Origin of the sequence: Paenarthrobacter nitroguajacolicus, assembly GCF_031455195.1 — a bacterium.
Taxonomy (GTDB): domain Bacteria; phylum Actinomycetota; class Actinomycetes; order Actinomycetales; family Micrococcaceae; genus Arthrobacter; species Arthrobacter nitroguajacolicus_D.
In genome coordinates this window covers 359,084-382,067 of record NZ_JAVDSH010000004.1, presented here as the reverse complement: position 1 = coordinate 382,067, position 22,984 = coordinate 359,084, and the positions used below count along the sequence as shown (strand labels likewise).

Here is a 22,984-nt window from a genome sequence, read left to right as displayed (position 1 = left end):
TACTCACTTCTCTGGGGTCTTCGTAAAAGTCGTTGAATCCGGGACGAACCGGAAGCGGATACGTCCGCCGATAGGGACCTGTGCGGCGCGGTCCAGGTGTTCATCGCGCACCACTCCGATCACCGGATAGCCGCCAGTAATGGGGTGGTCCGCCAGGAACAGCACCGGCAGTCCGGCGGGTGGGATCTGGAGGGCTCCGGCCATGGTGCCTTCGCTGGGTAGCTCACCTTCGCGGCTACGCTCCAGCGGAGTGCCGTCCAAACGCATGCCTACCCTGTTGGACTGCGGCGTGACTACCCATTCCTGGGAGCACAGCGAATCGAGCGCCGCCTGGTCAAACCAGTCAGCCCGCGGTCCGGGAACTACGTCCAGCTCCGTGACGCCTGTGCCCGGGAAATCCGGTTGCAGTTCGGGGCTGCCAACCGCCGTGGAGACGGTGGCCGCACCCACCGGGAGCACCTGTCCGATGACCAAGGGAGCCGGGCCGATCCCGGACATCGTGTCCGTCGAGCGGCTACCCAGGACCTCAGGGACGTCCACTCCGCCTCGGATGGCCAGGTAGTTCCGGAACCCGGACTCCGGAGCACCCAAGGTGAGGACTTCGCCGTCGAGCAGCGCGAAAGGTTCGGCCATCGGGACAGTCCGGTGCGCGCCGCCGACCTCAGGCTCAACCCACGACGGCGACTGGATAGCCAGCGTCGTCGGCGCACCTGCCACAGCAATCACCTGGTCGCCGACCGCCTCGATAGTGAGCCCGCCATTGACGCTCTCAATGGCGGCGGCCGAGGAATCATTGCCTACCAACCGGTTGGCCCGTCGCAATGAAGCCCGGTCCAACGCACCCGCAGCAGAGACACCCAGCGGACCATAGCCGCGGCGGCCCAGGTCCTGGATGAGGCTCTGGGCACCCGGATTCAGAATTCGAAGACCCGAGTCAGGGTGGTGCTCCGTTTCAGGTTCGCTCGCCGGTGAGGCACCAGCCACCACAACCTCGCGGACCGCCCGGTACTGCACCCGGTCGCCCGGACGAACCAAGGCAGGCTGGGACCGTTCCAGATCCCACATCCTGGCTCCTGTCCGGCCGATCAGCTGCCACCCACCGGGGGAACGGCGAGGGTAAACCGCCGAGTATTGTCCACCGAGGGCCACGGATCCCGCAGGAACCGCCGTGCGTGGTGAAGGACGGCGGGGAACCGTGAGTGCTTCATTTTCGCCCACCATGTAGCCGAAACCGGGTGCGAAGCCTGCAAAGGCCACTGTCCAGATCTGGCCGGTGTGCGCGGCGACAACGCCGTCCACGCTCAGGCCGGTCAGCTCCGCGACATCGGCGAGGTCGTCGCCGTCGTACACGGTGTCGATAACAACCAAGCCGGAATCAGTGACTTCCGGCGCACTGAGTTCCAACTCCAGGAGCCGGGCGCCGATGGCGCGGGTGGCCGCTGCGGACTCACCAACCACCATCACCGTTTCTGCGGCGGCAAGAACGTCCACCTGCCCCGGCAACGGCGCCTTGTTGAGCATGTCCTGCAGGGCGAGGACATCCTGCAGCCCATCCAGTTCGGCCAGTACAGCCCGGGTGCCGACCGGACGAACGGATCGAACCTTTTTTGCGGTGGTCGTGTGCATCACGGTTTCCATCTTTTCGCTACGCCGCCGGCTGAGCGTGCGTCCCCTGCATCAAACGAACGTCTTCTTCAGGCTTGGGGTCGCGGCCCAGGAGCATCCCGACGATCGTGACAACTGCCGCAACGAGGATGTAGACGGCAATCAAGTACCAGCCACCACCCGCGGCACCGTAGAGCGCCGTGAAGATGATGGGTGCGACCGCCCCACCGATCACGCCGGCCAACGTGTAAGCCAACGAACTGCCCGCGTAGCGGAGCCTGGCAGGGAACTGCTCGGTGATAAAGGCTGCTTGGGGGCCGTACATGAAGGCGTGAAGTGCCAAACCGATCACAGTGCCGATAGTCAGCATTACTACGGACTTGCCCTGGATCATCAGGAAGAACACGGGAATATAGGCTGCAGTCGCTGCTGCGGCAATGCCGTAAACCCAGCGACGATTGAAGCGGTCGGTCAGCGCCCCGGCCATCGGGATCAGGAAGAGCTGGAAGGCGGAACCGATCAGGATGGCGGACAGGACGTTGCCCGTGGTCATGCCCAGTTGCTTGGTGGCGTAAACGGCAACGAACACCGTGAAGAGCGCGTACAGGATGTCGGGGCAAACGCGTGAGAGTGCTGCAGCCACCAACGCCTTGGGTTGCGTGGTGAAGACTTCCTTAATGGGAGCTTTGGGACGGTCCCCCTGGGCCTGGATGGCCTTGAACACTGGGGTTTCCTCGAGCCTGAGGCGGATAATCAGGCCGAACACCACCAGGAGCGCTGAAGCGAGGAAAGCTACACGCCAGCCCCATGAAAGGAAGGCTTCGTCGCTGAGTGAGGCGGCCAGGATGGCAAGAACGCCATTGGCCATCAGGTTGCCCGCCGGCGGCCCGATCTGGGCTGCCGAGGACCAGAAACCACGCTTGTTGGGGTCACCGAATTCACTCGACAGGAGGACAGCGCCGCCCCATTCGCCGCCGACACCGATGCCCTGGGCCAAGCGCAACAGCACCAGAATGGTTGGGGCTGCGACGCCGATGACGGAGTAGTCTGGCAGCGCTCCGATGAGCACAGTTGCCACCCCGATGAGGACAAGGGTGAAAACCAGGACGTACTTACGGCCAATCTTGTCACCCAGGCGGCCAAAGATGACGCCGCCAATCGGACGGGCCAAGTAGCCCACCGCGAATGCTGAGAACGAGAGCAGCAGTGCAACGAATTCGTCATTGCCCGGGAAGAAGATCTTCGGGAAAACGAGTGCTGACGCCACGGAATAGATGGCGAAGTCGTAGTACTCCAGCGAGGTGCCGGTGAGGCTGGCGACGTACGCCTTGAGCGCACCGGGCGGCGGCTTCCTTGTCGCTGCCTTGGCTGCGTTGTTGGTGCTGGTCATGATGACCTCCGGGGGATGAGGGATGGTGCGGGGCGCCCGGGATGGGCTAGAGGAACGAGCCGACGGTCACGCCGGCACCGGCCAGAGCGGACTTCACTGCGGTGGCCATGGCAACGGCTCCGGGTGAGTCACCGTGTACGCAGATGCTTTCTGCGCGGATGTTCAGGATGGAACCGTCCGTGGTCCTGACGGACTGTTCGGTGGCCATCCGTAGGACGTGCTCCGCAACTTCGGCGGGATCGTGCAGAACAGCACCCGGCTGGTTGCGCGAGACGAGCGTTCCGTCAGGGTTGTAAGCGCGGTCCGCGAATGCTTCAGCAATGCCTCGGAGACCGGCGTCTTCAGCGAGACGGAGGACTTCGGAGCCCGGGAGGCCGAGGATCGGAAGGTTGGGGTCTACCGATTTCACGGCCTCGACGACGGCACGCGCCTGGGCGGTGTGCTTGACGATCGCGTTGTAGAGACCGCCGTGGGGTTTCACGTACTGGACGCGGGCTCCCGTCGTGGCGGCCAGCGCCTGCAGCGCTCCGATCTGGTACACAACGTCGTCCGCGAGTTCCATGGGGTCGATATCCATGAAGCGGCGGCCGAAGCCTGCGAGGTCGCGGTATCCGACGTGGGCGCCAATAACGACGCCGGCCTCCACCGCCTTCTCGCAGGTGCTGCGGATGACGCTGGGGTCGCCAGCGTGGAATCCACACGCGACGTTGGCACTGGACACCGACTCAAACATGGCCGCATCATCGCCAAGCGTCCAGCGGCCGAAGGACTCGCCGACGTCGCTGTTCAGATCGATGATTGCCATGATGTGATCCCTGCCTCGTGATGTGCGTTACATCAAGAATGCACCAATCTGCTGGATTGTTCAACAATCCAGCGATCCTAATTTTCGGCGATCGTGTAATTTTGGTGTCATGGCCGGTGCAGATCAGGAATCAAGCGAACACGCTGGCTTTGACGGTGCACGCGCCAGAATGCGGCTCAGGGTTCCGTCCGTGGCTGAGCGCGTGGCCGAAGAACTGCGGTATCAACTGGCAGAAGGCTTCCTTGTTCCCGGCTCCAAGCTCACCGAAGCCACCATCGCCGAAGATCTGGGCGTCTCCCGGAATACGGTCCGTGAAGCTTTCGCCGAACTGGCCGGTGAGCGGCTCCTCCTCCGCCAGCCCAACAAAGGCGTTTATGTCGCAACCCTTGAGGCCGGCGATATCCACGACGTCTACACCGTCCGCCGTGCCATCGAAGTCAGCTCCATTCGCGCAGGTGGCTCACCTGAGCGCATTGCTGCCGTCAGGGCCGCCGTCGAGGAGGGTAAGCGGGCAGCAGCAGCCGACGACAATGAAGGACTCGGCAGCGCCAACCAGCATTTCCATGGAGCAATCGTTGCCCTCGCCGAAAGCAACAGGCTGGACACGATCATGGCCCAGATCCTGGCGGAGATGCGGCTCTACTTTCACAAAGCCACCATGAACGCCCACTTCTACAGCGACTGGCTGGCCGAAAACGAGCAGATCTGCGCAGCGCTGGAAGCCGGCCACTTGGAAGAGGCCGGGGACCTGCTCCTGGCTTACCTCAACCGTTCCGAGCAGCAGCAGACCGCAATCCACGGGGACTAGTCAGCGCTTGCCCTTCTTGCGCGATCCCTTGCCGCGGCCCTTGTCCGGGTTCGGGGCGTAGCGCTGTGCGACAGCAGGCTTCTTGGGACCACCGCCGCGGCGATCCGGCTTGGGAGCCTTCTTGGGCTTCTCCTGCTGGGCAGACGGTTGCCTGGAGCTTTGCGCCGTACGGCCACGCACGATCCCGATAAATTCCTCGATGACGGGGTTATCCGTACCCACCAGCCAGGCCAATCCAATCTGCGTGCCGGGCGCACCGGTCAAGCGGCGCATAACGGTGTCCTTGACGTTCAGATGCCGGGCAACCGACATGGGCAGGATGGCCAGGCCCGCGCCTGAAGCGACAACCTGCAGCGCCATGTCCGGGCCGCCCATTTCTTCAATGTCCAGGAAGTTTTCCTCGGCAAGGTCATCCAAGGCGACTTCCTCGAACACGGAGATCTCGTGACCTTTGGGAGCCACCACCACTGGCTGCTCTTCATACAAGGGGATGACGTTGAGGCCTTCACGATCCACCGGCAACCGAACAAAACTAAGGTCGGCGGAACCGTCACGCAGCACCGAAAGCTGGGCGGCGTCGTCGGACATGAACGCATGCAGCGGATACTCGGGCATGCGCTCTTCCCACCTGCGGATCCATTTCCCAGGCGTCACCCCCGCAACATAGGCGACCCGGAGGCCCGGTTGGGGTTCGGCGGATTCGGGGGATTCTTCAGCGGCTGGCACACACTCACAGTACCGGCCAGATACCCTTGAAGCATGACCCCCAAAGACTCCCAGTCCATGAAGCCGGCAACAGTTGCCAAGAAACTCGGCATCTACCTGCCGGCGACACCGCAGGAGTTCCAGGATTCATCGATCTCCCGCGACGAATTCGCCGAACTTCAGGCCAACCCGCCGGAGTGGCTCGCCGAACTGCGCCGCAACGGCCCCCACCCGCGACCGGTTGTAGCGCAGAAGCTGAACATCTCCATCAGTGGCCTCGCCCGCGGCGGCGTGGAAGAAGCGCTCACGACGGCGGAAATCAGCGAGCTGCTGCAGTCTCCCCCGCAGTGGCTGGTCACCGAACGTGCCACGCACGCCGCGGTCCGCAGCGAAGCCCAGCGCGTCAAGGACGAAGCCCACAAGAAAGCAGCAACCAAGGAAGCGAGGGAGAACGCTGCAGCAAAGCGCGACGCCCCCAAGGCCTCCAAGCGGGACCACGCGTAAGGTTTAGCATTCAGTGGCCGGGACCTGGGTCCCGGCCACAGCTTTTATGGCGGGCTAGTCCTGGTGTAGTTGGACGAAGTTGCCGCAACCGTCGTCAAAGACTGCGCTGACACCGGACGGGTCCTCAGAGGGCTCCCCCTTGAAGGTCACACCGGCCGCGAGCAACCGCTTGTACTCGGCCTGCACGTCGGGCACACCCAGGACCACTGCAGGCAACCCGGCCTGGTAGACGGCATTCATGTAGTTGGCACCGATCGGGTTGTCGCTGGGTTCCAGCAGCAGCCCAGGCGAACTGCTGTTATCCGCCCCGGGATCCTTGATGATGAACAGGTTGTACTCCGGCATGGCCATGAGCGTCTCAAAGCCCAGGGTCTCCGTGTAGAACGTGTGAGCTGCTGCGGGGTCCTTGACATGGATGCTGCACATTTTCAGTCTCATGCGCCTAGGCTACGCGCCGGGTCAGACAACCTGGCCCCTCGCGCCCACGCAGGCACTGGCGCATACTGAAATCAAAGCAACGTGATGTCGCCTGGAGGTGGTCCGATGCCCGCCATGATGCTCCTGTGGGGTGCAGCCCTGGTTCTTGCAACCGCAGCAACCACGTACGCCCTGCACAGGAAACTAATCCATGGCCACGGCCCGGAGCCGGACGGGATCTTCTGGGACCTTTTCGGAGGGTCGGTGGTGATCCTTCCCGCCATCCTGGTCCCCGCAGTGCAGTGGGCCCCGGCCGGGCTTATCTTGGTCCTGGTGGGCCTAGCCACCGTCGGCGGAACCCTGGCGAGTATCCGCAAAGTAGAGCGCATCCTCGCAGCTGAACCCCGGCGTCGTGCTGGTTTTCTCCTGGACACCGTCCGCCACCAGAACCTCATCCAGCAGTGGCAAAGATACGAGCTTGATCCAGCACAGACTATTGATTTCCCGGCCATGACCGACGTCCGCACTGCGGAGACAGCTGCACTCACGCGGGCCATGCGTGAGGCCGAATACTGCAAGGTGACCGCCGGCACCGACTACCGGGCCGCCGTCGAACGCCTGGCCGAAGCCCTGAAGGCGGCCGAGCGGGCTGCGGGAGTCCCAGAACCTACGTTGTGAGGCCCGCTCTGCGCCCCGAAGCGTGGATTTAGCGCGCAGAGCGGGCCCCACAACGCGCACGTAAAGGCGGGCGCGCCCCAGGTTTACGCCCGGGTCAGCACCTTGCCCTTGAAGAATTCGGGCCGCAACCGGTACATCACCAGCATGACCACCACGCCCAGCAGGATCACACCCATGCCCAGGATGAACACCAGGCCTACCCCGGCAACCGATGAGCCGGAGCCATATTCCGGATCCATCGAGTCCATGGCGGTCTTCACGAACATGACCAGCAGGATCACCCCACCCACCAAGGGCGCCAGGAACTTGAAGAAGAAGGCACGGACGCTGCTGAAGGCCAATGCCCGGAAGAACCACACGCAGGCCAGGGCCGTGATGCCGTAGTAGAAGCAGATCATCATGCCCAGGGCAGTGATGGTGTCCCACAGCGCGTTCTCCGATACCGTCCGGGTGATCACGTAGAACGCCGCCGCAGCGACTGCGGCGGCAATGGTGGCGAAGCTGGGCGACTTGTACGTGGGGCTGATGCGCCCGAAACGCGGCGAGATAGCGCGGTAATGACCCATTGCCAGCATGGTCCGCGCCGGCGAAACGAAGGTGGACTGCAGGGAGGCCGCCGAGCTGCTGAGGATGGCCAACGACATGAGGATAGCGAACGGACCCATCACCGGACCGGCCAGGACGGCGAAGATGCTGGACTGGTTTTCAGGGTTCCCGGCACCCAAACCGGTGTCGCCGACGCCCGCGAACGACAGGGTGGCCAGCGCAACGGTCATGTAGATGATCACGATGACCAGCACGGTGATGGTCGCTGCGCGGCCGGGTGTCTTCTCCGGGTTTTTGGTTTCCTCGTTCATGGTCAGGGTGACGTCCCAGCCCCAGTAAATGAAGATCGAGAGCGACACACCTGCGGCGAATTGCGAGAAGGAGTCCACGGCGAACGGGTTGAACCAGTCGGGCGAGATGGCGGTGGCATCAAATGCGGTTCCGTTGGCGACGTGCGCGAACGCAGATACCGCGAACCAGCCCAGGACCAGCAACTGGAAGGCCACCAGCACGTACTGCACGCCCTTGGTGGTCTCCATTCCCCGGTAGGAAATCCAACACGCAAGGGCAATGAATACCAACGTGGTAGCGATGTTCAGCGGCAGGATCTTGCTGAGCCCGGCCAGCTCAGGGTTACTGAAGAGCTGCCCGAGCATCAGGTAGAAGAAGTCCACCGCAACGGCCGCGAGGTTGGACAACACAATGATGGTGGCCGCGATCAGCCCCCAACCACCCATCCAACCGATCCACGGACCGAAAGCACGAGTCGCCCACGTAAAGGAGGTACCGGCGTCGGGCATGGCGTTGTTCAGTTCGCGGTAGCCGAGCGCCACCAGCAGCATGGGAATGAAACCCACCAGGAAGATGGCGGGAAGATGCACGCCCACTTCCGAGACTGTGGGGCCCAACGCTGCGGTGAGGGTATAGGCGGGCGCGATGCAGGAAACACCGATCACGACGGCGCCAATCAGGCCCACCGATCCGGCTTTCAGTCCCTTTTCGCTCAGGGAAGATTCTTTCGACTGGACCGTCTTTGGTGCAGTTGACATGGGTATTGCCTCTCAGGCGATTGCTAGGAGCTTTGTCGCGTGTAGTCGCGGGGGACCACAATCATGGGAACGGGGAGGGCACGCAGGATCCGGTTTGCGGTGGTGCCAAGGAAAGTAGCCCGGTGCTGGGCGAGGCGGCTGGAGCCGATCAGCAGGATTTCGCCGTCTTCCCAGTCAAGGCGGTCCACCGCTTCCTCGATGGTCCGGCCCTTCGCAACCACGATTTCGGGTTCCGGGAGCAGCGCCTCCGCGGAGGAACTTTCGACGGCGGCAATCCGCTGGGCGGCGTGCATCCAGGCTGCGTCGAGCAGCTCAGGCGAGTCACCGCCGTCGAGCGCCAACAGGGACACGAGCCGCAGCGGAAGGCCGCGATCACGCGCGGACTCCACGGCAACGTCAAGGAGCTCATCGGCCCCTGGGCGCGTGCCGAAACCGCAGCTCATCCGGGTGATCGGTTCCGTACGGCGGTATCCGTGCGGTGCCAGGGCCACCGGTAACGGTGCAGAGTGGAGCAACGCGCCAGCCACCGAGCCAATGGTGAAGCGCTTGAACAAACCACTATTGGTGGCTCCGATGACCAGTGCCGCAGCGCCCATTTCCACGGATGCCTCGATCAGCGTCCGGGCTTCGGAATCGCCGCGGCGAATGTGGCCCCGCGCGGTAATGTCGTCCGGCACCAGGGCCAGGCCTTCGTCCAACCAACGCTGCGCTTGCTCGTTAAGGATGTCGTCGTAGCCGGTTTCCGGCGGGTAGACGGCATTGAAAGGAGAGTCCTCGGGGACCACCAGGACCAGGTCCAGGCTCACATCGTGGTTCCGGGCAAGCGCCACGGCGAGGTGAACGGCGTCGTGCCCCCTCGCGTTGGCGGTGTACCCCACTACGTAACGCATGGCGGTCCTTTCGGTGCTTAAACGGCTGGTGGTGCTTAAACGGCTGGTGGTGCTTAAACAGTGGAGCCGGCAGGCCGGGAAATGGTGCTCCTCCGGCCTGCCGGTTTGGTTGCCACAGACGGTTAGACGGCTACTGACGCCAGCTTGTTGGCTTCGACGATGCGCGCGGCGGTAGCCTGGCCCATCCGGACGGCGCCGTCGACGTGCTGGTAGCCCTCGGCTGCGAGATCCGACGAGGACCAGTAGATCGGGCCTACGTTGGCGTGCTGGTCCTTGCCATAGCGGTGCAGGCCGCCCAGGTCGTAGCTGGAGGCGTAGGCGCCGCGGGTCCATTCCTCGGAGCCCCAGTCGGACTCGTAGTAGACCTCGGGAGTAAGTGCCTTGTCGCCCAGGAAGCCGGCGATGGATTCGAGGATGGCCTTCTTCCGGTCTTCGGCGCTGAGCTCGAACACGGCGTCGGCCTTTTCGTCGGAGACGAAGCCCACCAGGGTACCGCGGCGGTCGCCGTGGTTGGTGTTGTCGTAGACCTCCTGGACCAGCGCGCCTGCGCTGAAGCCCGTGCCGGAGAGGCCTTCTTCGCGCCAGAACGGAGTCTCGTAGACGGCGTGCACCTTGATGACCAAGCCCAGCGACTGGTGCTGGTGCATCTGGTGCTGGCGGCGAGGAAGCGGCGGGTCGAACGAGACGCGTGAGTAGAGGTTCGGCGGGACCGCCATGATCACGTAGCGTGCATTGACGGTTGCCTGCTCGGATACCACCGTCACGTTGTTCTCATCCCACTTGATGGTGCGGACCGGGCTATTAAGGACGACGTCGGAACCCAGCTCTTCTGCCTGCAGCAAGGAGACCTGCTGCATTCCGCCGATGACGCGCTTGTCCAGGATGAAGTCTTCGTCCGTCAGGTGGCTGAAGGATCCAGCGGAGGCCGCCATGAGGACCGCCTGGAGTGCGGAGAAGGCGTGGGCAGGCTTGGTGAGCATGCCGCCGGCGATGAAGAGGCCGATGTTGTTGCAGGCTTCCTCGTCACTGGAGTTCTGGCGGAGCCAGTGGTGGAAGGAGATGGTGTCCAGTTCGCGGGCCTTGGGGTGGGCCCAGGGCTCGGTGGGGCCGATTTCGGCAGCCAATTCGTCAAGAATGGCCACCAGCTTGTCCATTTCGGCTTTGGTGGTTTCGTTCACCGGGAAGGTGTCACCGGTGTACTGGGTGCGCTTGCCGTCAGCGCCGATGTAGACGGACTCGCCGTCGCGGTAGCGCGAGTACATTTTGAGGCCGAGCTCATCCAGCAGCTCCATGAGGGCCGTCTGGTCCGGTGAAACCCACTGGCCGCCGATCTCCAGCATTGCGCCGTCGATGGTGTCGGTCCAGGTGCGTCCGCCCACGCGGTCGCGCGCTTCGAGCACCGCGACGCTGAGTCCGGCTTTCTTCAATTCGCGTGCCGCCGTCAACCCTGACGGTCCGGCACCGACGATTACAACGTCGCGTTCAAGATTCTGCATGATGTCCTCTCCGTGGCCGTCCGTTGGCGGCTGACCAATAAATGAATGCCATTCATTTATATTCAATAGTAGCCGCCCTGGCCGCGACTGTGAAGACCCGGTGGAATAATGCTGGGGACACAGGCAGCAGAAAGGCTCCCGATGCCCGCACCAACTCCCGCTACTTCCGCCACCCCGGCGCGCCCCATACGCCGCCGCGCCGGCAGGCCAACTGCGGCGATCCTGGACCAGGACGGCATCACGACGGCGGCACTCGAGCTAATCAGTACCAAGGGTTACGACGGGCTCACCATGGCGGCGTTGGCCCGCTCATTGGGCGTCGCACCATCCGCGCTGTACAACCACGTATCCTCCAAGGACGATGTCCTGCTGCTGCTCGAGGACCACCTGGCGGCCATGGTGGATGTGTCCGCGTTCGGCGTCGAGCCCTGGGATTCCGCTGTCCGCAAGTGGGCCTGGTCCTACCGCGACGTTTTCTCGGAGCACACTCCCCTCATCCCGGTGATAGCTGTGCTCCCGGTTGCGAATGCGCCCAAAACCCTTGCCATGTATGAGGCCGTCACTGCGGGCTTCCGCGAAGCCGGGTTCCCTGAAGAGAAGATCATCTCGGCGATCGTTGCCCTGGAAGCCTTTGTGTTCGGGGCCGCTTACGACGTCACCGCGCCGGAAGACATATTCGACGCCGGCAGCCTCGCAGACCAGGTCCCCAACTTCACGGCCGCCGTGGACCGGCTGGCACTTGAGAATCACCCGCGGCCGACGGATGTTGCGTTCAGTTTGGGGCTCGAGGCACTGATTACCGGGTTTGGAGCGCTGCGGGGGTAGGTCCCTTCGACTCGAGCCGGCGTCGCGTTAGAGGCTCAGGTAGCGATCACGTCGGGATTGAAACCGGTAAATAAGTTGGGTCGGCCCCTTTGGTGGATGCCGCCGCTGGCCATCAGAGCGCATTGATGGTGATGCCCTTGCTTATCTCGGGGAGGGTCGATTTGAGAGTATCCAGGGTGGGGCAGAGTGCTTCGACCTTGAGCGTGACCGCCGGCTTGCTGAACGTCCGCACGGCAGTGTAGCCATAGTTGTCACCGGACGTATATGCCACGGAGAGCATGTCTACATCACGAGTACCGCCGATGCCATAGCCCAAAGTCGCGTCCTTGGCATTCGCAACGACGTCCGTTTTGCCGGGAAAGAGGATCGAGAGAACCTTAAGGGTTGATGCCCTGTCGTCGCCAGGCACGATTTCGGAGGGCTGGTTGCGCACCTGGACCGTTCTTACTTTGCAGTGAGTGTTCTCAGAGCTGAAGGTCATCACACCCTCCGTCGCCATGCGGCTATAGTCGCCTTGCCACCCAGCCGAGGGGTCCGTCAGGGAGCTGGCGATGTCGGGAGTGTGCCCACCATTTTCATCCCCTTCGATCCTGTTGCCGTTGTCCCATGAGAGATTTTCCGTGGCCGCATCAAGCCTTCCGGCTGCATTCCTGTTGCTGTTGCCGCTCCCTGCTTTCGCCGTGGGCGAGGCTGCGATAGCGCTGTGGCTGGGGCCCTGCGAGGGGGCAGAGCTGGCGACTGCAGGGTCGGTCGGCGCCGGTGCTCCGATGGCGCAGCCACCCAGCGTCGCCGTGGCAAGAAGAGACGAAAACAGTACAAGAGGCAGCTTGCTTGATGTGCTCGAGGTCTTCATGGGAATCCTTTGATGTGCGGGGTGCATGCCGAGGCGAACCGGAACAGCCCCAAACCAATATATCTACCGACTGGATTAATCTATCAGTCAAACCCTGGATGTCGCCACGCGGCTGTAGTCACCATGCCAAGGCGGGCTTACCGCCGTCGTCGACTGTTCGGGCGCGGGGGCGGCGTCCGACAAGGGGGTGGGCGCCACCTCTTGTAAGACAAGTTCTAAACTTGTATCCTAAGTGACAGGCAAGGATGCCGTACCCACTAGGAGAACCATGAGCACCGTAGATCTCATTCGCCACGTCAAGCTGTCCTCGGCCCGCTTGCCCCTCACCGTACCGATCAGCGATGCGAAAGTCTTCACGGGCAGGCAGAAGCCCATGACCGAGGTGGTTTTCCTCTTTGCGGAGATCACCACGGAACAGGGCCATACGGGCATCGGTTTCAGTTACTCAAAGCGGGCCGGGGGTCCGGCGCAGTACGCCCACACCAAGGAAGTCGCGGAAGGCATCATCGGCGAGGACCCCAACGACATCGGCAAGATCTACACCAAACTCCTCTGGGCCGGCGCCTCGGTGGGCCGTTCGGGTGTGGCAACGCAGGCACTCGCCGCAATCGACATTGCGCTCTACGACCTCAAAGCCAAGCGTGCCGGGCTCCCCCTTGCCAAGCTGCTGGGCTCCTACCGGGACTCCGTCCAGACGTACAACACCTCCGGCGGCTTCCTCAACGCCACCCTGGACGAGGTCAAGGACCGCGCCACGCAGTCCATCGACGAAGGCATAGGCGGCATCAAGATCAAGGTTGGCCTGCCCGATTCCAAGGAGGACCTCCGCCGTGTCGCCGGAATCCGCGAGCACATCGGCTGGGATGTCCCGCTCATGGTGGACGCCAATCAACAGTGGGACCGGGCCACGGCGCTGCGCATGGGCCGTCAACTCGAGGAATTCAACCTGATCTGGATCGAAGAGCCGCTGGACGCCTACGACTTCGAAGGCCACGCGCATTTGGCCCAGGTCCTGGACACCCCCATCGCCACGGGCGAAATGCTCGCGTCCGTCGCGGAACACAAGGGCCTCATCAACGCCAATGGCTGCGACATCATCCAACCGGACGCACCCCGCGTCGGCGGCATCACGCAGTTCCTGCGCCTCGCGGCCCTCGCGGATGAACGCGGACTCGGCCTGGCCCCGCACTTCGCCATGGAGATCCACCTCCACCTGGCCGCCGCGTACCCACGCGAGCCGTGGGTGGAGCACTTCGACTGGCTCGACCCCCTGTTCGAGGAACGCCTGGAAACCAAAAACGGCCGCATGATCGTCCCGGACCGCCCCGGTTTGGGCGTCACGCTCAGCGATCAGGCCCGCGCGTGGACCACGGAATCAGTGGAGTTCGGCGCGTAATCTTGAACCCATGAGCCGAAACCTGACCGCGGATCTCGCCGCCGACCTTCGCACCCGCATCGTCGACGGCGCCATCCAACCAGGTGAGAAGCTCCCCAGCGAAAACACCCTCATCAGCGAGTTCGGGGTGAGCCGGACGGTAGTCCGCTCGGCCCTGACCCGTCTGCAAGCAGAGGGATTGGTGGAAACCGAACGCGGGCGGGGCAGCTTCGCGCTGACCCCGCCTGCGGAAGGTCCCGCTGCGGCACCGGGAACACGGCCCGTCTCCAGCATGGAAGACCGGCTGCAGATGCTCGATTTCAGGATCGGCGTCGAGACCGAGGCCGCTGCTTTGGCCGCGAAAAACCACACCGAGCACCAGCTCAAGGCGGTCCATGGCGCCTTGGAGCAGTTCACCGCGAGCTCAGGCCACCCGGGGCCCTCCATGAAAGCGGACTTCGAGTTCCACCGCGCCGTGGCTGCAGCTACTGGCAACCCCTTTTATACGGACTGCATCTCCGCCCTGGGCCAAACCATGATCACCATGCCCCGCCCGCGCCTGGTCGCCAGCGAAGACCAGGACTCCCCCGAACGCTTCGCCCAGGTCGTCCACGAGCACGCCTCTATATACGTCGCAATCGCCGACGGCGACCAAGTAGCTGCCGCGGCAGCGATGCGCCTGCACCTGAGTAACTCACGACGCCGGTTTACGGCTTCCGCACGCGGCTAACGGTTCCGCGCGGCTCACCCCGCACACCCTTGGCCCACCTGGGACCGTCACATCCGGCCCTTGTTCGAAATCCCCGTGCTGCATCCCCGTGGCCGGCCCGCTCTTCCGTTGTTGCCAACGACCTTGTGGGCGTAAAGGCGAAGGGACAAAACAAAAGAGCCCCAGTCCTAAGACTGGGGCTCTTTCCATTGCGTGCGCGAGGGGGGATTTGAACCCCCACACCCTTTCGGATACTGGCACCTGAAGCCAGCGCGTCTGCCGTTCCGCCACTCGCGCGCAACTTCTTTTTCCGGACTTCCGCAGGTTTCCCGGCTTCGTTTCCTTCAAAAGCAGCGAGATCAAGCATAACGGACATTCGCTTCAAAACACCAATCGGGGTGCCGGGAGGGTCCTACGGGCCAGCCATGCCCAGCAGAATTCCCGCAACAACGGCCGAATTCCATGGAAATTTCTCGCCCCGCCTGCCGCGCCAGCAAGGGCCGGGAGAGAACTTTTCCGGGTCGCAAGGCGTTGTGGATTAAGGCCATTCCCAGTCAGTCCCAGTAGTATCGGGAAGTGGAAGGGCCGTCAGGCGCGTACTTCGCTGTGTGCGCAGACGGACTATCGGACAGGCACAACAGGTGCCGCGGCAAGGAAAGGAGAAAGACCATGGGTTTGCTGGACAAAGTCGAGCGCGGCATTGAAAAAGCCGTCCGAAACGTCTTCTCCACGGGGTCGCGGGCACGTGTTGAACCGGTGGAGATCGCAAGCAAGCTAAGGCGCGAGCTGGACAATAAGTCCATCACCATCGCGGCCGGCCGTACCCTGGCTCCCAATGTCTTCGATGTCCTCCTCAGCGACGAAGATTTCGCGAGGGCCCAGGAATGGGGAACTCCCCTGGCCGAGGAACTCTGCGATGTAGTGATCCAGCACGTCCGCAGCCAGGGCTACACACTTCAGGGTGCTGTCCGGATCTCGTTCCGTCGCAACGACGAAGAGCGCGCTGGCCACTTTGAAATCACTTCCCGGACCGAGAAGCAATCCGATGATGCGGCTCCGGCTCCCCAGGCTCCGCGCGCCCATGTTCCCGCCGCTCCTGTCCGGCAGCCCACCCGCCTCCAGCCCGTCCTTGACATCGGCGGCCAGCGATATTCCCTCAATGCCCAGTCCGTAGTACTCGGCCGTTCGTCGGAAGCCGACATTCTTGTAGATGACACCGGCGTTTCGCGGAAGCATCTTGAGATCCGCACCGAGAATGGCAGCACGTGGGCCGTCGACATGGGTTCCACTAATGGCAGCTACGTCAACGGACATAAGGTAAACGGCAGCGTCGAGCTCACCGACGGCTCAACCATCACGATGGGACGTACCAAGATCATTTTCCGCCTCCTCCCCCAAACCCCGGGTGGCCACGCGTGAACGACATCAGCGAACTGACCATCACAGCGCTTCGCTTCGGGTTCCTCCTGCTGCTCTGGGTCCTGATCTTCAGCATCGTGTCCACCATGCGCCGCGACTTCCAGATCGGCCGCAAAGCCGTGACAGGCGTTCCCACCGCCCGGGAAGTCCGCAAGCACCCGGAACTGGCCGCGTCACCGCCGCCGCCAATCCAACATGCGCGCAACCTGGTGGTCACTGAGGGTCCGCTCAAGGGCACCACGGTCCCCTTGGCCGCGAGCCCCATCTTGCTTGGCCGTGCGCAGGAAGCCACGTTGGTCCTCGAGGACGATTACGCCTCAGGACGGCATGCCCGCCTGTTCCCGCAGGGCAGCCGCTGGTTCATTGAGGACCTGGGCTCCACCAACGGCACCTACCTGGCCGATCAACAGCTCACCCGCGCTTTGCCGGTTGAACTTGGCGTCCCCGTAAGGATCGGCAAGACGGTCATTGAATTGAGGCCGTAGTCCATGGCCGCCCCCGAGACCCCCGACGGCAAAGACACGCCTGCGGAGCGCCCGCTCATCATGCGCTACGCCGCGCGTTCGGATGTCGGTCGGATCCGCTCCAAGAATGACGACTCCGCATACGTGGGCCGCCATCTAGCTGTCGTGGCCGATGGCATGGGCGGTCATGCCGGCGGTGACGTCGCCTCGGCCTCAACGGTCCTGGACATGATCCACCTTGATCATGACGACTATCCGGAGGGTGCAGACACCGTCCTCGCTGACGAGATTCAGACCGCCAACTCGCTTCTGTCCGAACTCGTCCACCAAAACCCCAAGCTTTCCGGCATGGGTACCACGGTCACCGCCCTGCTGCTGGAGGACCACAAGCTCCACTTCGCCCACATCGGCGATTCGCGCGCGTACCGCCTGCGGAACAAGAAATTTGAGCAAGTCAGCGTGGACCACACGTTCGTCCAGCGCCTCATCGATGAAGGCCGCCTCCGCCCCGAAGAAGCGGAAACACATCCCCACAAGAACGTCCTGATGCGCGTCCTCGGCGACGTCGATGCCAGTCCCGAACTGGACCTGGACGTCCTGGACGTCGAACCAGGCGAACGCTGGCTCCTGTGCTCCGATGGCCTCAACTACGTCGCGGGCCACGTCGTTGAACGAATGGTCCGGGAGACCAAGGACTTGCGCGAATGCGCTGAAATCCTGGTTGACCTGACGTTGGAGGCCGGCGCGCCGGACAACGTCACCGTGGTGATGTTGGAAATCGTCGAAGAAACCGACGACGACGTCAACACGGCCGCCGTCGACATCGTCCCGGCCGCGGCGCTAGCCTCGTTCGACGACGAAGCCGACTCAGTGACCGCGTCCAAGTCACCGGACGGCCCCGCCGCAAGTAAAGCGGCTGAGGACTCCGATGGCAGCTCCCGTGCGAAAGCTGCCCGGGACGCAGATGCGGGATCGTCCTTCAGCTCAGGCGACCCGACCACTCCGGATGAGGAAGCGGAATCATCCGAAACGTCCGCTTCCGGAGAACCGCCAGCCACCACGGACCCCCATCTTGGCGAGCATCTGTCCGCGGAGGTTTTGCGCGAGGAACTCGCCAGCCGCCCCCACGAACTCGTTGGTGCGGCTGCCACGGCAGCGGAGACCGGATCCATTCCAACGGTCGCCGGCCGAACGGTGGCCCGTCGCGCGGCTACGGTGCTGACCCACAAAGCCGAACAAGACCGCGTGGACGTTGAGGAGCCTCCCCGCCGGCGCGTTCGATGGCTGATGCCCGCAGTTGCTGCCGTGGTAGTCCTTGGCGTCGTAGTAGGTCTTTGGCTCGGCTATGCATGGACCCAAACCCGCTATTACGTGGGCGAATACGACCAGCGGGTAGCCATCTTCAACGGAATTTCGCAGAGGCTCGGCCCTATACAGCTTTCCCGGCTTGAGGCCGTCACAGATATCAGGGTGGATTCATTGCCGGAATACGGCCAGCAAAGCGTACGCCAGACCGTGCCCGCGGGCGACCTTCACGACGCCCAGGGCATTGTGGAGAACTTGAAGAATACCGGCAGCGCTTCAGCCAACTGCCCCACAAAGGGGCCTAAGCCAACGCCGTCGCCGACCATCAGCGTTCCCGTCCCCAGTACGGCCGCAGTCGCGACTCCGAGCCCCTCGCCCATCCCCACATCCTGCGAGGCGGCCAAATGACGCAGGTTGAAACTGCCCCCAAACCCCGCAGGAATGTGGAGCTGGTCCTCATCGTCCTGGCGCTTTCCGTGGGTATCGGCGCCAGCGCGTTGGTGAGTATCAACTCGAAAGTTGGGCTGGACAGCGATTTCTGGTTCCAGTCCAGCCTTCTCGCGGTGGCCGCCCTGGCCTTCCACGTGGTGCTGAGGCTGCGCGCCCAATATGCAGACCCGGTAATACTTCCCATCGTCGTGGCCCTGAACGGCCTGGGGCTGGCCCTCATCCACCGCATGGATGGACCCGGCGATGACACCGGAAACAATCAACTGCGCTGGACGCTCATCGCGATGGCCGTTTCCATCGCAGTCATCTGGTTCCTCAAGGACCACCGGGTCCTGCGCCGCTTCACTTATATTTCCTTGGCAGTGAGTGCACTCTTGCTGCTGATGCCGCTTATCCCTGGCATTTCTGCCGGTGAAATCCTGGGCGCCCGCGTTTGGATCCGGCTTGGACCCATGACCTTCCAGCCCGGTGAAATCGCCAAGATCACCCTGGCTATATTCTTCGCAGGGTATCTTTCGTCCAACCGGGACCTGATCCTCCTGGCCGGCCGGAAGATCGGTCCCATGCAGTTCCCGCGGTTCAAGGACCTCGGTCCCATGATTACCGCATGGCTGGTGAGCATCGGCGTGCTGGTTTTCCAGCGCGACCTCGGTTCCTCCATCCTCTTCTTCGGCCTGTTCATTGTCATGATCTACGTGGCCACCAGCCGCATTTCCTGGGTGGTTATTGGCGTCCTGCTGATTCTGGGCGGCGGCTTCGTCGCCTCGCAGATTTTCTCCCACGTGGCATTCCGCATCGACAGCTGGATCAACGCGTTCACCCCGGAAGTCTTCGGCAGGTCGCCGGGCGGCAGTGGGCAGATTGTCCAAGGCCTCTTCGGCATGGCTGACGGCGGTCTTGTAGGCACGGGACTTGGACAGGGCCGACCGGATCTGGTGCCCTTCGCCAACAGCGACATGATCGTGGCGCTCATCGGCGAAGAACTCGGCTTGATAGGCCTGTTCGCCGTGGTGATGTTGTATCTCCTGCTCTTCACCCGGGGCTTCCGCGCAGCATTGGGAACACGTGATGCCTTTGGAAAACTGCTGGCCTGCGGCTTGTCCTTTGCCATTGCCCTCCAGTGCTTCGTCGTGATCGGCGGCGTCACCCGGCTGATACCCCTGACAGGCCTCACCACGCCGTTCCTTGCTGCGGGTGGTTCGTCGTTGCTGGCCAACTGGATCATCGTCGGTTTGCTCCTGATGATTTCCAATACCGCCCGCGGCCCCGTGGATACAACCCCCATGGTCAACAAGCCCCCAGCAAGCGGCAGCAACCCGGTAGTTCGTAAACCGGCCACAGGCCAGACACCCAGCGCACCAACAGAGGCGGTGAAGCAACAATGAACCAGGCAATCCGCAGTTCCTGGATGGCCGCCGTCGCCATGTTCGCGCTGATCCTCGGTGCCATCAGCTATGTCCAGGTGATTGGGGCTGATGACCTCAACTCCAACCCGTGGAACCAGCGTGCCATCCTCGCTTCCTTCTGCAACGATCGCGGGGCCATCATCGTGGGTGGCAAGCCCGTGGCGGAGTCCGTCCCCGGGACAGAATCCTGCGCCTTCCAGCGCAAGTACAACCAGCCTGAGCTGTACGCAGGAGTCACTGGGTACTTCTCCAAGTTCTTCGGATCCACCGGCCTGGAGCAGTCCATGGGCGATACCCTTGCCGGGAACTCCGATCAGCTCTTCCTTGACCGGCTCAGCCAGATGTTCCTGGGCAACGAGCCCAAGGGTGCCTCCGTGGAACTGAGCCTGGATCCCGACATCCAGAAGTTGGCGTACGACCTCATTCCTGACGGCCAACGCGGCTCCATCGTCGTGACCAACCCCAAGACCGGTGCGATCCTGGCGATGGTCTCCAAACCGTCCTATGATCCCAACCTGATCGCTTCACACGACAGGGCTACAGCTGATGCCAGTTACACAGCTGCCAACGAGGTTCCCGGGATCAACCTGAACCAGAACGTCAGCGGACCCACCGGCAACCTGCTCTCGCCCGGGTCCGTTTTCAAGCTCGTCGACACCGCAGCGGCACTGAACTCGGGCAAGTACAACAAAGACAGCGAACTTCCCAACCCCTCCAGCCTGCCGTTGCCGGGTTCCAGCGCGAGCCTCCCCAACTATGCCGGCGGTAACTGCAACGTCCGGGAGACGGCGTCGTTTGTCTTTGCTTTGGAGCAGTCATGCAACACGCCGTTCGCCAGCATCGCGCTGGACCTTGGCCAGGATGCCATCCGCGACCAAGCCAAGAAATTCGGCTTCGGTGAGAACTTCGGCGATCAGCTCAAGCTCCAGATGGCCCCCAGCATCTTCCCTCAGGACCTCGACCAGGCGCAGCTCGCCCAGTCGGCCGTTGGCCAGCGCGACGTCAAGGCAACCCCACTCCAGATCAACCTGATGACGGCGGCCATCGCCAACGGTGGGGTGCAGATGAAGCCCAGCCTGGTGAAGACCGTTCGTGCTCCGGACCTTCGCGTTATCAGCGAAACCAAACCCGAGGCCCTCCGCACCAGCACTACTGCGCCCATCGCCAGCCAGATCACTGAGTGGATGACCAGCGCGGTGGACAACGGCATTGCCAACGGTGCAGCGGTTCCCGGTGTCAAGGTGGCCGGCAAGACCGGAACCGCCGAGCTGGGGGATTCAGGTTTGAACAACTCATGGTTTACCGGGTTCGCCCCGGCAAACGACCCGCAAGTAGCCGTCACCATCGTCATGGAAGGTGTGGATGTGCTCAGCGGTGCCAAGCTAACCAGTCCGAACGCAAAGAAGATTTTTGAGGCGGTGTTGAATAAGTGAGGCCTACTTCGGGAATCACACTCGGCGGCAGGTTCCAGCTGACCAGTCGCATTGCGATTGGCGGCATGGGCGAGGTCTGGAAGGCCAAGGACCAGATCCTCGGCAGGATCGTAGCCATCAAAGTGTTGAAAGAGGAATACACGGGGGATCCCGGCTTCCTTCAGCGCTTCCGTGCCGAGGCTCGCCACACCGCCCTCCTCAACCACGTAGGCATTGCCAACGTCTTCGATTACGGCGAGGAAGCCGGCTCGGCGTACCTCGTGATGGAGCTCGTACCAGGTCACCCCTTGAGCGGCATCCTGGAGCGCGAGCAGGTGCTGTCCCCGGACATGACACTTTCGATCATCGCGCAGACTGCCCGCGCCCTCGCGGTGGCACACGCCCAAGGCCTGGTTCACCGCGACATCAAGCCGGGCAACCTGCTGATCACCCCTGACAACCGGGTCAAGGTCACCGACTTCGGCATCGCCCGTCTGGCCGACCAGGTGCCGCTGACCCAGACCGGACAGGTCATGGGTACGGCCCAGTACCTGGCGCCCGAGCAGGCCACGGGCCAGACTGCCACCGGTTCCTCGGACATCTACTCGCTGGGCGTTATCGGCTATGAGTGCCTCACGGGTCACCGTCCTTTCTCCGGTGAATCGCAGATCGCCATTGCCCTCGCGCAGGTCAATGACGCACCCCCGCCCCTTCCGGAGACGCTGCCCACGCCTGTTCGGGCGCTCCTGATGTCGATGCTCGCCAAGGACCCCAAGAACCGTCCGGCCAACGCCATCAAACTGGCCGAAGCCGCCGAAGCAATCCGCAATGGCGACATCGCGACGGCCCACGCTGCGGTTCCCGGGATGTTGCTCTTCGAAAGCACCACCGGCCCCATCACGGCGCCCGTCGACACCGCAACGGCACCAACCGGCGTCGTCACGTCGCCGTATGGCAAGGAGCAGTCGTCGACGGCGACTTCCGCGCTTCCGGTGCTGGGCGCCGGCGCTGCCGGCGCCGCTTTGGGAGCAGCTGCGGCTTCTTCGGACAACCCCCTGACCCGCGCTAACGCCTTGGAAGCCGAACGCCAGCTAAACGACGAAGAGGAAGTCATCTACACCGATGACGAAAACTTCGACGACCCGGAACCGGAACGCAAGAAACGCAGCCCGTGGACGTGGCCGCTCGTTGCCCTGATCCTGTTGGTGCTTTTCGCGCTGGTTGGCTTCCTGATCTCACAGTCGGGCTTCTTCTCACCAAACCCGGCGCCGACCGGGACTACGTCGACGAGCCCCAGCCGTTCGGCCAGCCCGACGCAATCGTCAGCTGCCCCGACGCCTTCATCCACGCCGACGTCCCAGGCACCCTCGCCCACGCAGTCAACGCCGCAGACCATCAACCTCATCCCAGCGGAATACCTTGGCAAACCCTTCGACACCGTCAGTGCTCAACTTGAGGCACTTGGCCTGCAGGTGAGAGGGGAGCAAGTATTCGACGATCAAGCCGCTGTAGGTATCGTGACTGACATCAACCCCTCCGGAGCGGTCCAGCCGGGTGAAGTCATCACCGTCCAGTACTCCAAGGGTCCACAAGCTCCGGCGACGGTTGCTGTTCCCACCATCGCTCCCGGTGCCAGCGAAACACAGGTCAGGGCTACCTTGGAAGGCGCAGGCCTCAAGTGGATCCCGGGAGATCCCGTCAACGGCGCCGTGGGCCAGCAGCCTGGCACCTTCGTTCGGTCGTCCCCGGCGGCTGGAACCGAGGTTAATGCAGGTTCCACAGTCACGTACTTCCTTGCCAAGAACGTTGTTCCCACCAACCCGAACACCCCGAGCGCCAACCCGAGCGCTTCCGGCAACCCGAAGAACTAAGT

21 protein-coding genes and 1 tRNA gene are annotated in these 22,984 nt (G+C 63.1%); 12 read left to right on the top strand and 10 right to left on the bottom strand.

Translation table 11 applies throughout. From position 1 onward, the window contains the following. Positions 1–3: 3 nt before the first annotated feature. The 3 genes from J2Y68_RS11510 to J2Y68_RS11500 are packed head-to-tail and all read right to left on the bottom strand — an operon-like array spanning position 4 to position 3,800. Positions 4–1,638 carry a 5-oxoprolinase subunit B/C family protein gene (locus J2Y68_RS11510; RefSeq protein ID WP_309993462.1) on the bottom strand — a complete coding sequence of 545 codons (1,635 nt, stop codon included), beginning with the start codon at positions 1,636–1,638 and terminating at the stop codon, positions 4–6. A gap of 7 nt (positions 1,639–1,645) precedes the next feature. Then, on the bottom strand, positions 1,646–2,995 hold the full coding sequence (locus J2Y68_RS11505; protein ID WP_309993460.1) for an MFS transporter: 1,350 nt from the start codon (positions 2,993–2,995) through the stop codon (positions 1,646–1,648). A gap of 46 nt (positions 2,996–3,041) precedes the next feature. Next, complete coding sequence (locus tag J2Y68_RS11500) at positions 3,042–3,800, bottom strand: LamB/YcsF family protein (protein ID WP_309993456.1); 759 nt, start codon at positions 3,798–3,800, stop codon at positions 3,042–3,044. Between the two features lie 109 nt (positions 3,801–3,909). Between J2Y68_RS11500 and J2Y68_RS11495 the strand changes: the two genes are divergently transcribed. Then, positions 3,910–4,608, top strand: coding sequence for a GntR family transcriptional regulator (locus J2Y68_RS11495; protein WP_284987163.1), 699 nt, complete (start codon positions 3,910–3,912; stop codon positions 4,606–4,608). On the opposite strand, the gene J2Y68_RS11490 is transcribed toward J2Y68_RS11495, so the two are convergent. Beyond that, positions 4,609–5,334, bottom strand: a complete 726-nt coding sequence (locus J2Y68_RS11490; protein WP_309993451.1) for a LysR family substrate-binding domain-containing protein — start codon at positions 5,332–5,334, stop codon at positions 4,609–4,611. It abuts the gene before it with no gap. 33 nt (positions 5,335–5,367) lie between these two features. Here J2Y68_RS11490 and J2Y68_RS11485 point away from each other — a divergent pair, with 33 nt between their 5' ends. Next, positions 5,368–5,817 (top strand): DUF5997 family protein, encoded by a 450-nt coding sequence (locus J2Y68_RS11485; RefSeq protein WP_211710371.1) that lies wholly within the window; start codon positions 5,368–5,370, stop codon positions 5,815–5,817. 54 nt (positions 5,818–5,871) lie between these two features. On the opposite strand, the gene J2Y68_RS11480 is transcribed toward J2Y68_RS11485, so the two are convergent. Continuing rightward, positions 5,872–6,255 (bottom strand): VOC family protein, encoded by a 384-nt coding sequence (locus tag J2Y68_RS11480; RefSeq protein ID WP_309993447.1) that lies wholly within the window; start codon positions 6,253–6,255, stop codon positions 5,872–5,874. A 105-nt stretch (positions 6,256–6,360) separates the two neighbouring features. On the opposite strand from J2Y68_RS11480, the gene J2Y68_RS11475 reads away from it, so the two are divergent. Next, entirely contained in the window at positions 6,361–6,912 is a 552-nt protein-coding gene (locus J2Y68_RS11475; RefSeq protein WP_309993444.1) for a hypothetical protein, read from the top strand. A gap of 83 nt (positions 6,913–6,995) precedes the next feature. Here the strand turns inward: J2Y68_RS11475 and J2Y68_RS11470 are convergent, their stop codons facing one another. The 3 genes from J2Y68_RS11470 to J2Y68_RS11460 form a co-directional block, all read right to left on the bottom strand. After that, positions 6,996–8,507, bottom strand: a complete 1,512-nt coding sequence (locus tag J2Y68_RS11470; protein ID WP_309993442.1) for an APC family permease — start codon at positions 8,505–8,507, stop codon at positions 6,996–6,998. A 23-nt stretch (positions 8,508–8,530) separates the two neighbouring features. Further along, entirely contained in the window at positions 8,531–9,397 is an 867-nt protein-coding gene (locus J2Y68_RS11465) for a universal stress protein (RefSeq protein ID WP_309993440.1), read from the bottom strand. A 122-nt stretch (positions 9,398–9,519) separates the two neighbouring features. After that, positions 9,520–10,893, bottom strand: a complete 1,374-nt coding sequence (locus J2Y68_RS11460) for a flavin monoamine oxidase family protein (protein WP_309993437.1) — start codon at positions 10,891–10,893, stop codon at positions 9,520–9,522. Between the two features lie 108 nt (positions 10,894–11,001). Between J2Y68_RS11460 and J2Y68_RS11455 the strand changes: the two genes are divergently transcribed. After that, positions 11,002–11,718, top strand: coding sequence for a TetR/AcrR family transcriptional regulator (locus J2Y68_RS11455; RefSeq protein ID WP_309993435.1), 717 nt, complete (start codon positions 11,002–11,004; stop codon positions 11,716–11,718). 112 nt (positions 11,719–11,830) lie between these two features. Here the strand turns inward: J2Y68_RS11455 and J2Y68_RS11450 are convergent, their stop codons facing one another. Beyond that, the gene (locus J2Y68_RS11450; protein WP_309993432.1) at positions 11,831–12,571 is read right to left on the bottom strand and encodes a hypothetical protein; all 741 of its coding nucleotides are present in this window, start codon (positions 12,569–12,571) and stop codon (positions 11,831–11,833) included. 268 nt (positions 12,572–12,839) lie between these two features. Between J2Y68_RS11450 and J2Y68_RS11445 the strand changes: the two genes are divergently transcribed. Together J2Y68_RS11445 and J2Y68_RS11440 are read left to right on the top strand one after the other, a co-directional pair. Further along, entirely contained in the window at positions 12,840–13,967 is a 1,128-nt protein-coding gene (locus J2Y68_RS11445) for an L-talarate/galactarate dehydratase (RefSeq protein ID WP_309993429.1), read from the top strand. 10 nt (positions 13,968–13,977) lie between these two features. Next, positions 13,978–14,676: a FadR/GntR family transcriptional regulator gene (locus J2Y68_RS11440; protein WP_309993426.1), complete on the top strand. Its 699-nt coding sequence runs from the start codon at positions 13,978–13,980 to the stop codon at positions 14,674–14,676. A 193-nt stretch (positions 14,677–14,869) separates the two neighbouring features. On the opposite strand, the gene J2Y68_RS11435 is transcribed toward J2Y68_RS11440, so the two are convergent. Then, a tRNA-Leu gene (locus tag J2Y68_RS11435) sits at positions 14,870–14,952 on the bottom strand. A gap of 372 nt (positions 14,953–15,324) precedes the next feature. Here J2Y68_RS11435 and J2Y68_RS11430 point away from each other — a divergent pair. The 6 genes from J2Y68_RS11430 to J2Y68_RS11405 are packed head-to-tail and all read left to right on the top strand — an operon-like array spanning position 15,325 to position 22,982. Further along, complete coding sequence (locus J2Y68_RS11430) at positions 15,325–16,074, top strand: DUF3662 and FHA domain-containing protein (protein WP_309993423.1); 750 nt, start codon at positions 15,325–15,327, stop codon at positions 16,072–16,074. A 5-nt stretch (positions 16,075–16,079) separates the two neighbouring features. Further along, entirely contained in the window at positions 16,080–16,559 is a 480-nt protein-coding gene (locus tag J2Y68_RS11425; protein ID WP_211710462.1) for an FHA domain-containing protein FhaB/FipA, read from the top strand. 3 nt (positions 16,560–16,562) lie between these two features. After that, positions 16,563–18,251: a PP2C family protein-serine/threonine phosphatase gene (locus J2Y68_RS11420; protein ID WP_309993419.1), complete on the top strand. Its 1,689-nt coding sequence runs from the start codon at positions 16,563–16,565 to the stop codon at positions 18,249–18,251. Beyond that, positions 18,248–19,678 (top strand): FtsW/RodA/SpoVE family cell cycle protein, encoded by a 1,431-nt coding sequence (locus J2Y68_RS11415; RefSeq protein ID WP_309993416.1) that lies wholly within the window; start codon positions 18,248–18,250, stop codon positions 19,676–19,678. Before J2Y68_RS11420 ends, J2Y68_RS11415 begins: the two co-directional genes overlap by 4 nt. Next, positions 19,675–21,132 (top strand): penicillin-binding protein 2, encoded by a 1,458-nt coding sequence (locus J2Y68_RS11410; protein WP_309993412.1) that lies wholly within the window; start codon positions 19,675–19,677, stop codon positions 21,130–21,132. The genes J2Y68_RS11415 and J2Y68_RS11410 overlap by 4 nt, the downstream gene beginning before the upstream one ends. After that, positions 21,129–22,982 (top strand): protein kinase domain-containing protein, encoded by a 1,854-nt coding sequence (locus tag J2Y68_RS11405; RefSeq protein WP_309993410.1) that lies wholly within the window; start codon positions 21,129–21,131, stop codon positions 22,980–22,982. Before J2Y68_RS11410 ends, J2Y68_RS11405 begins: the two co-directional genes overlap by 4 nt. Positions 22,983–22,984: the final 2 nt, after the last annotated feature.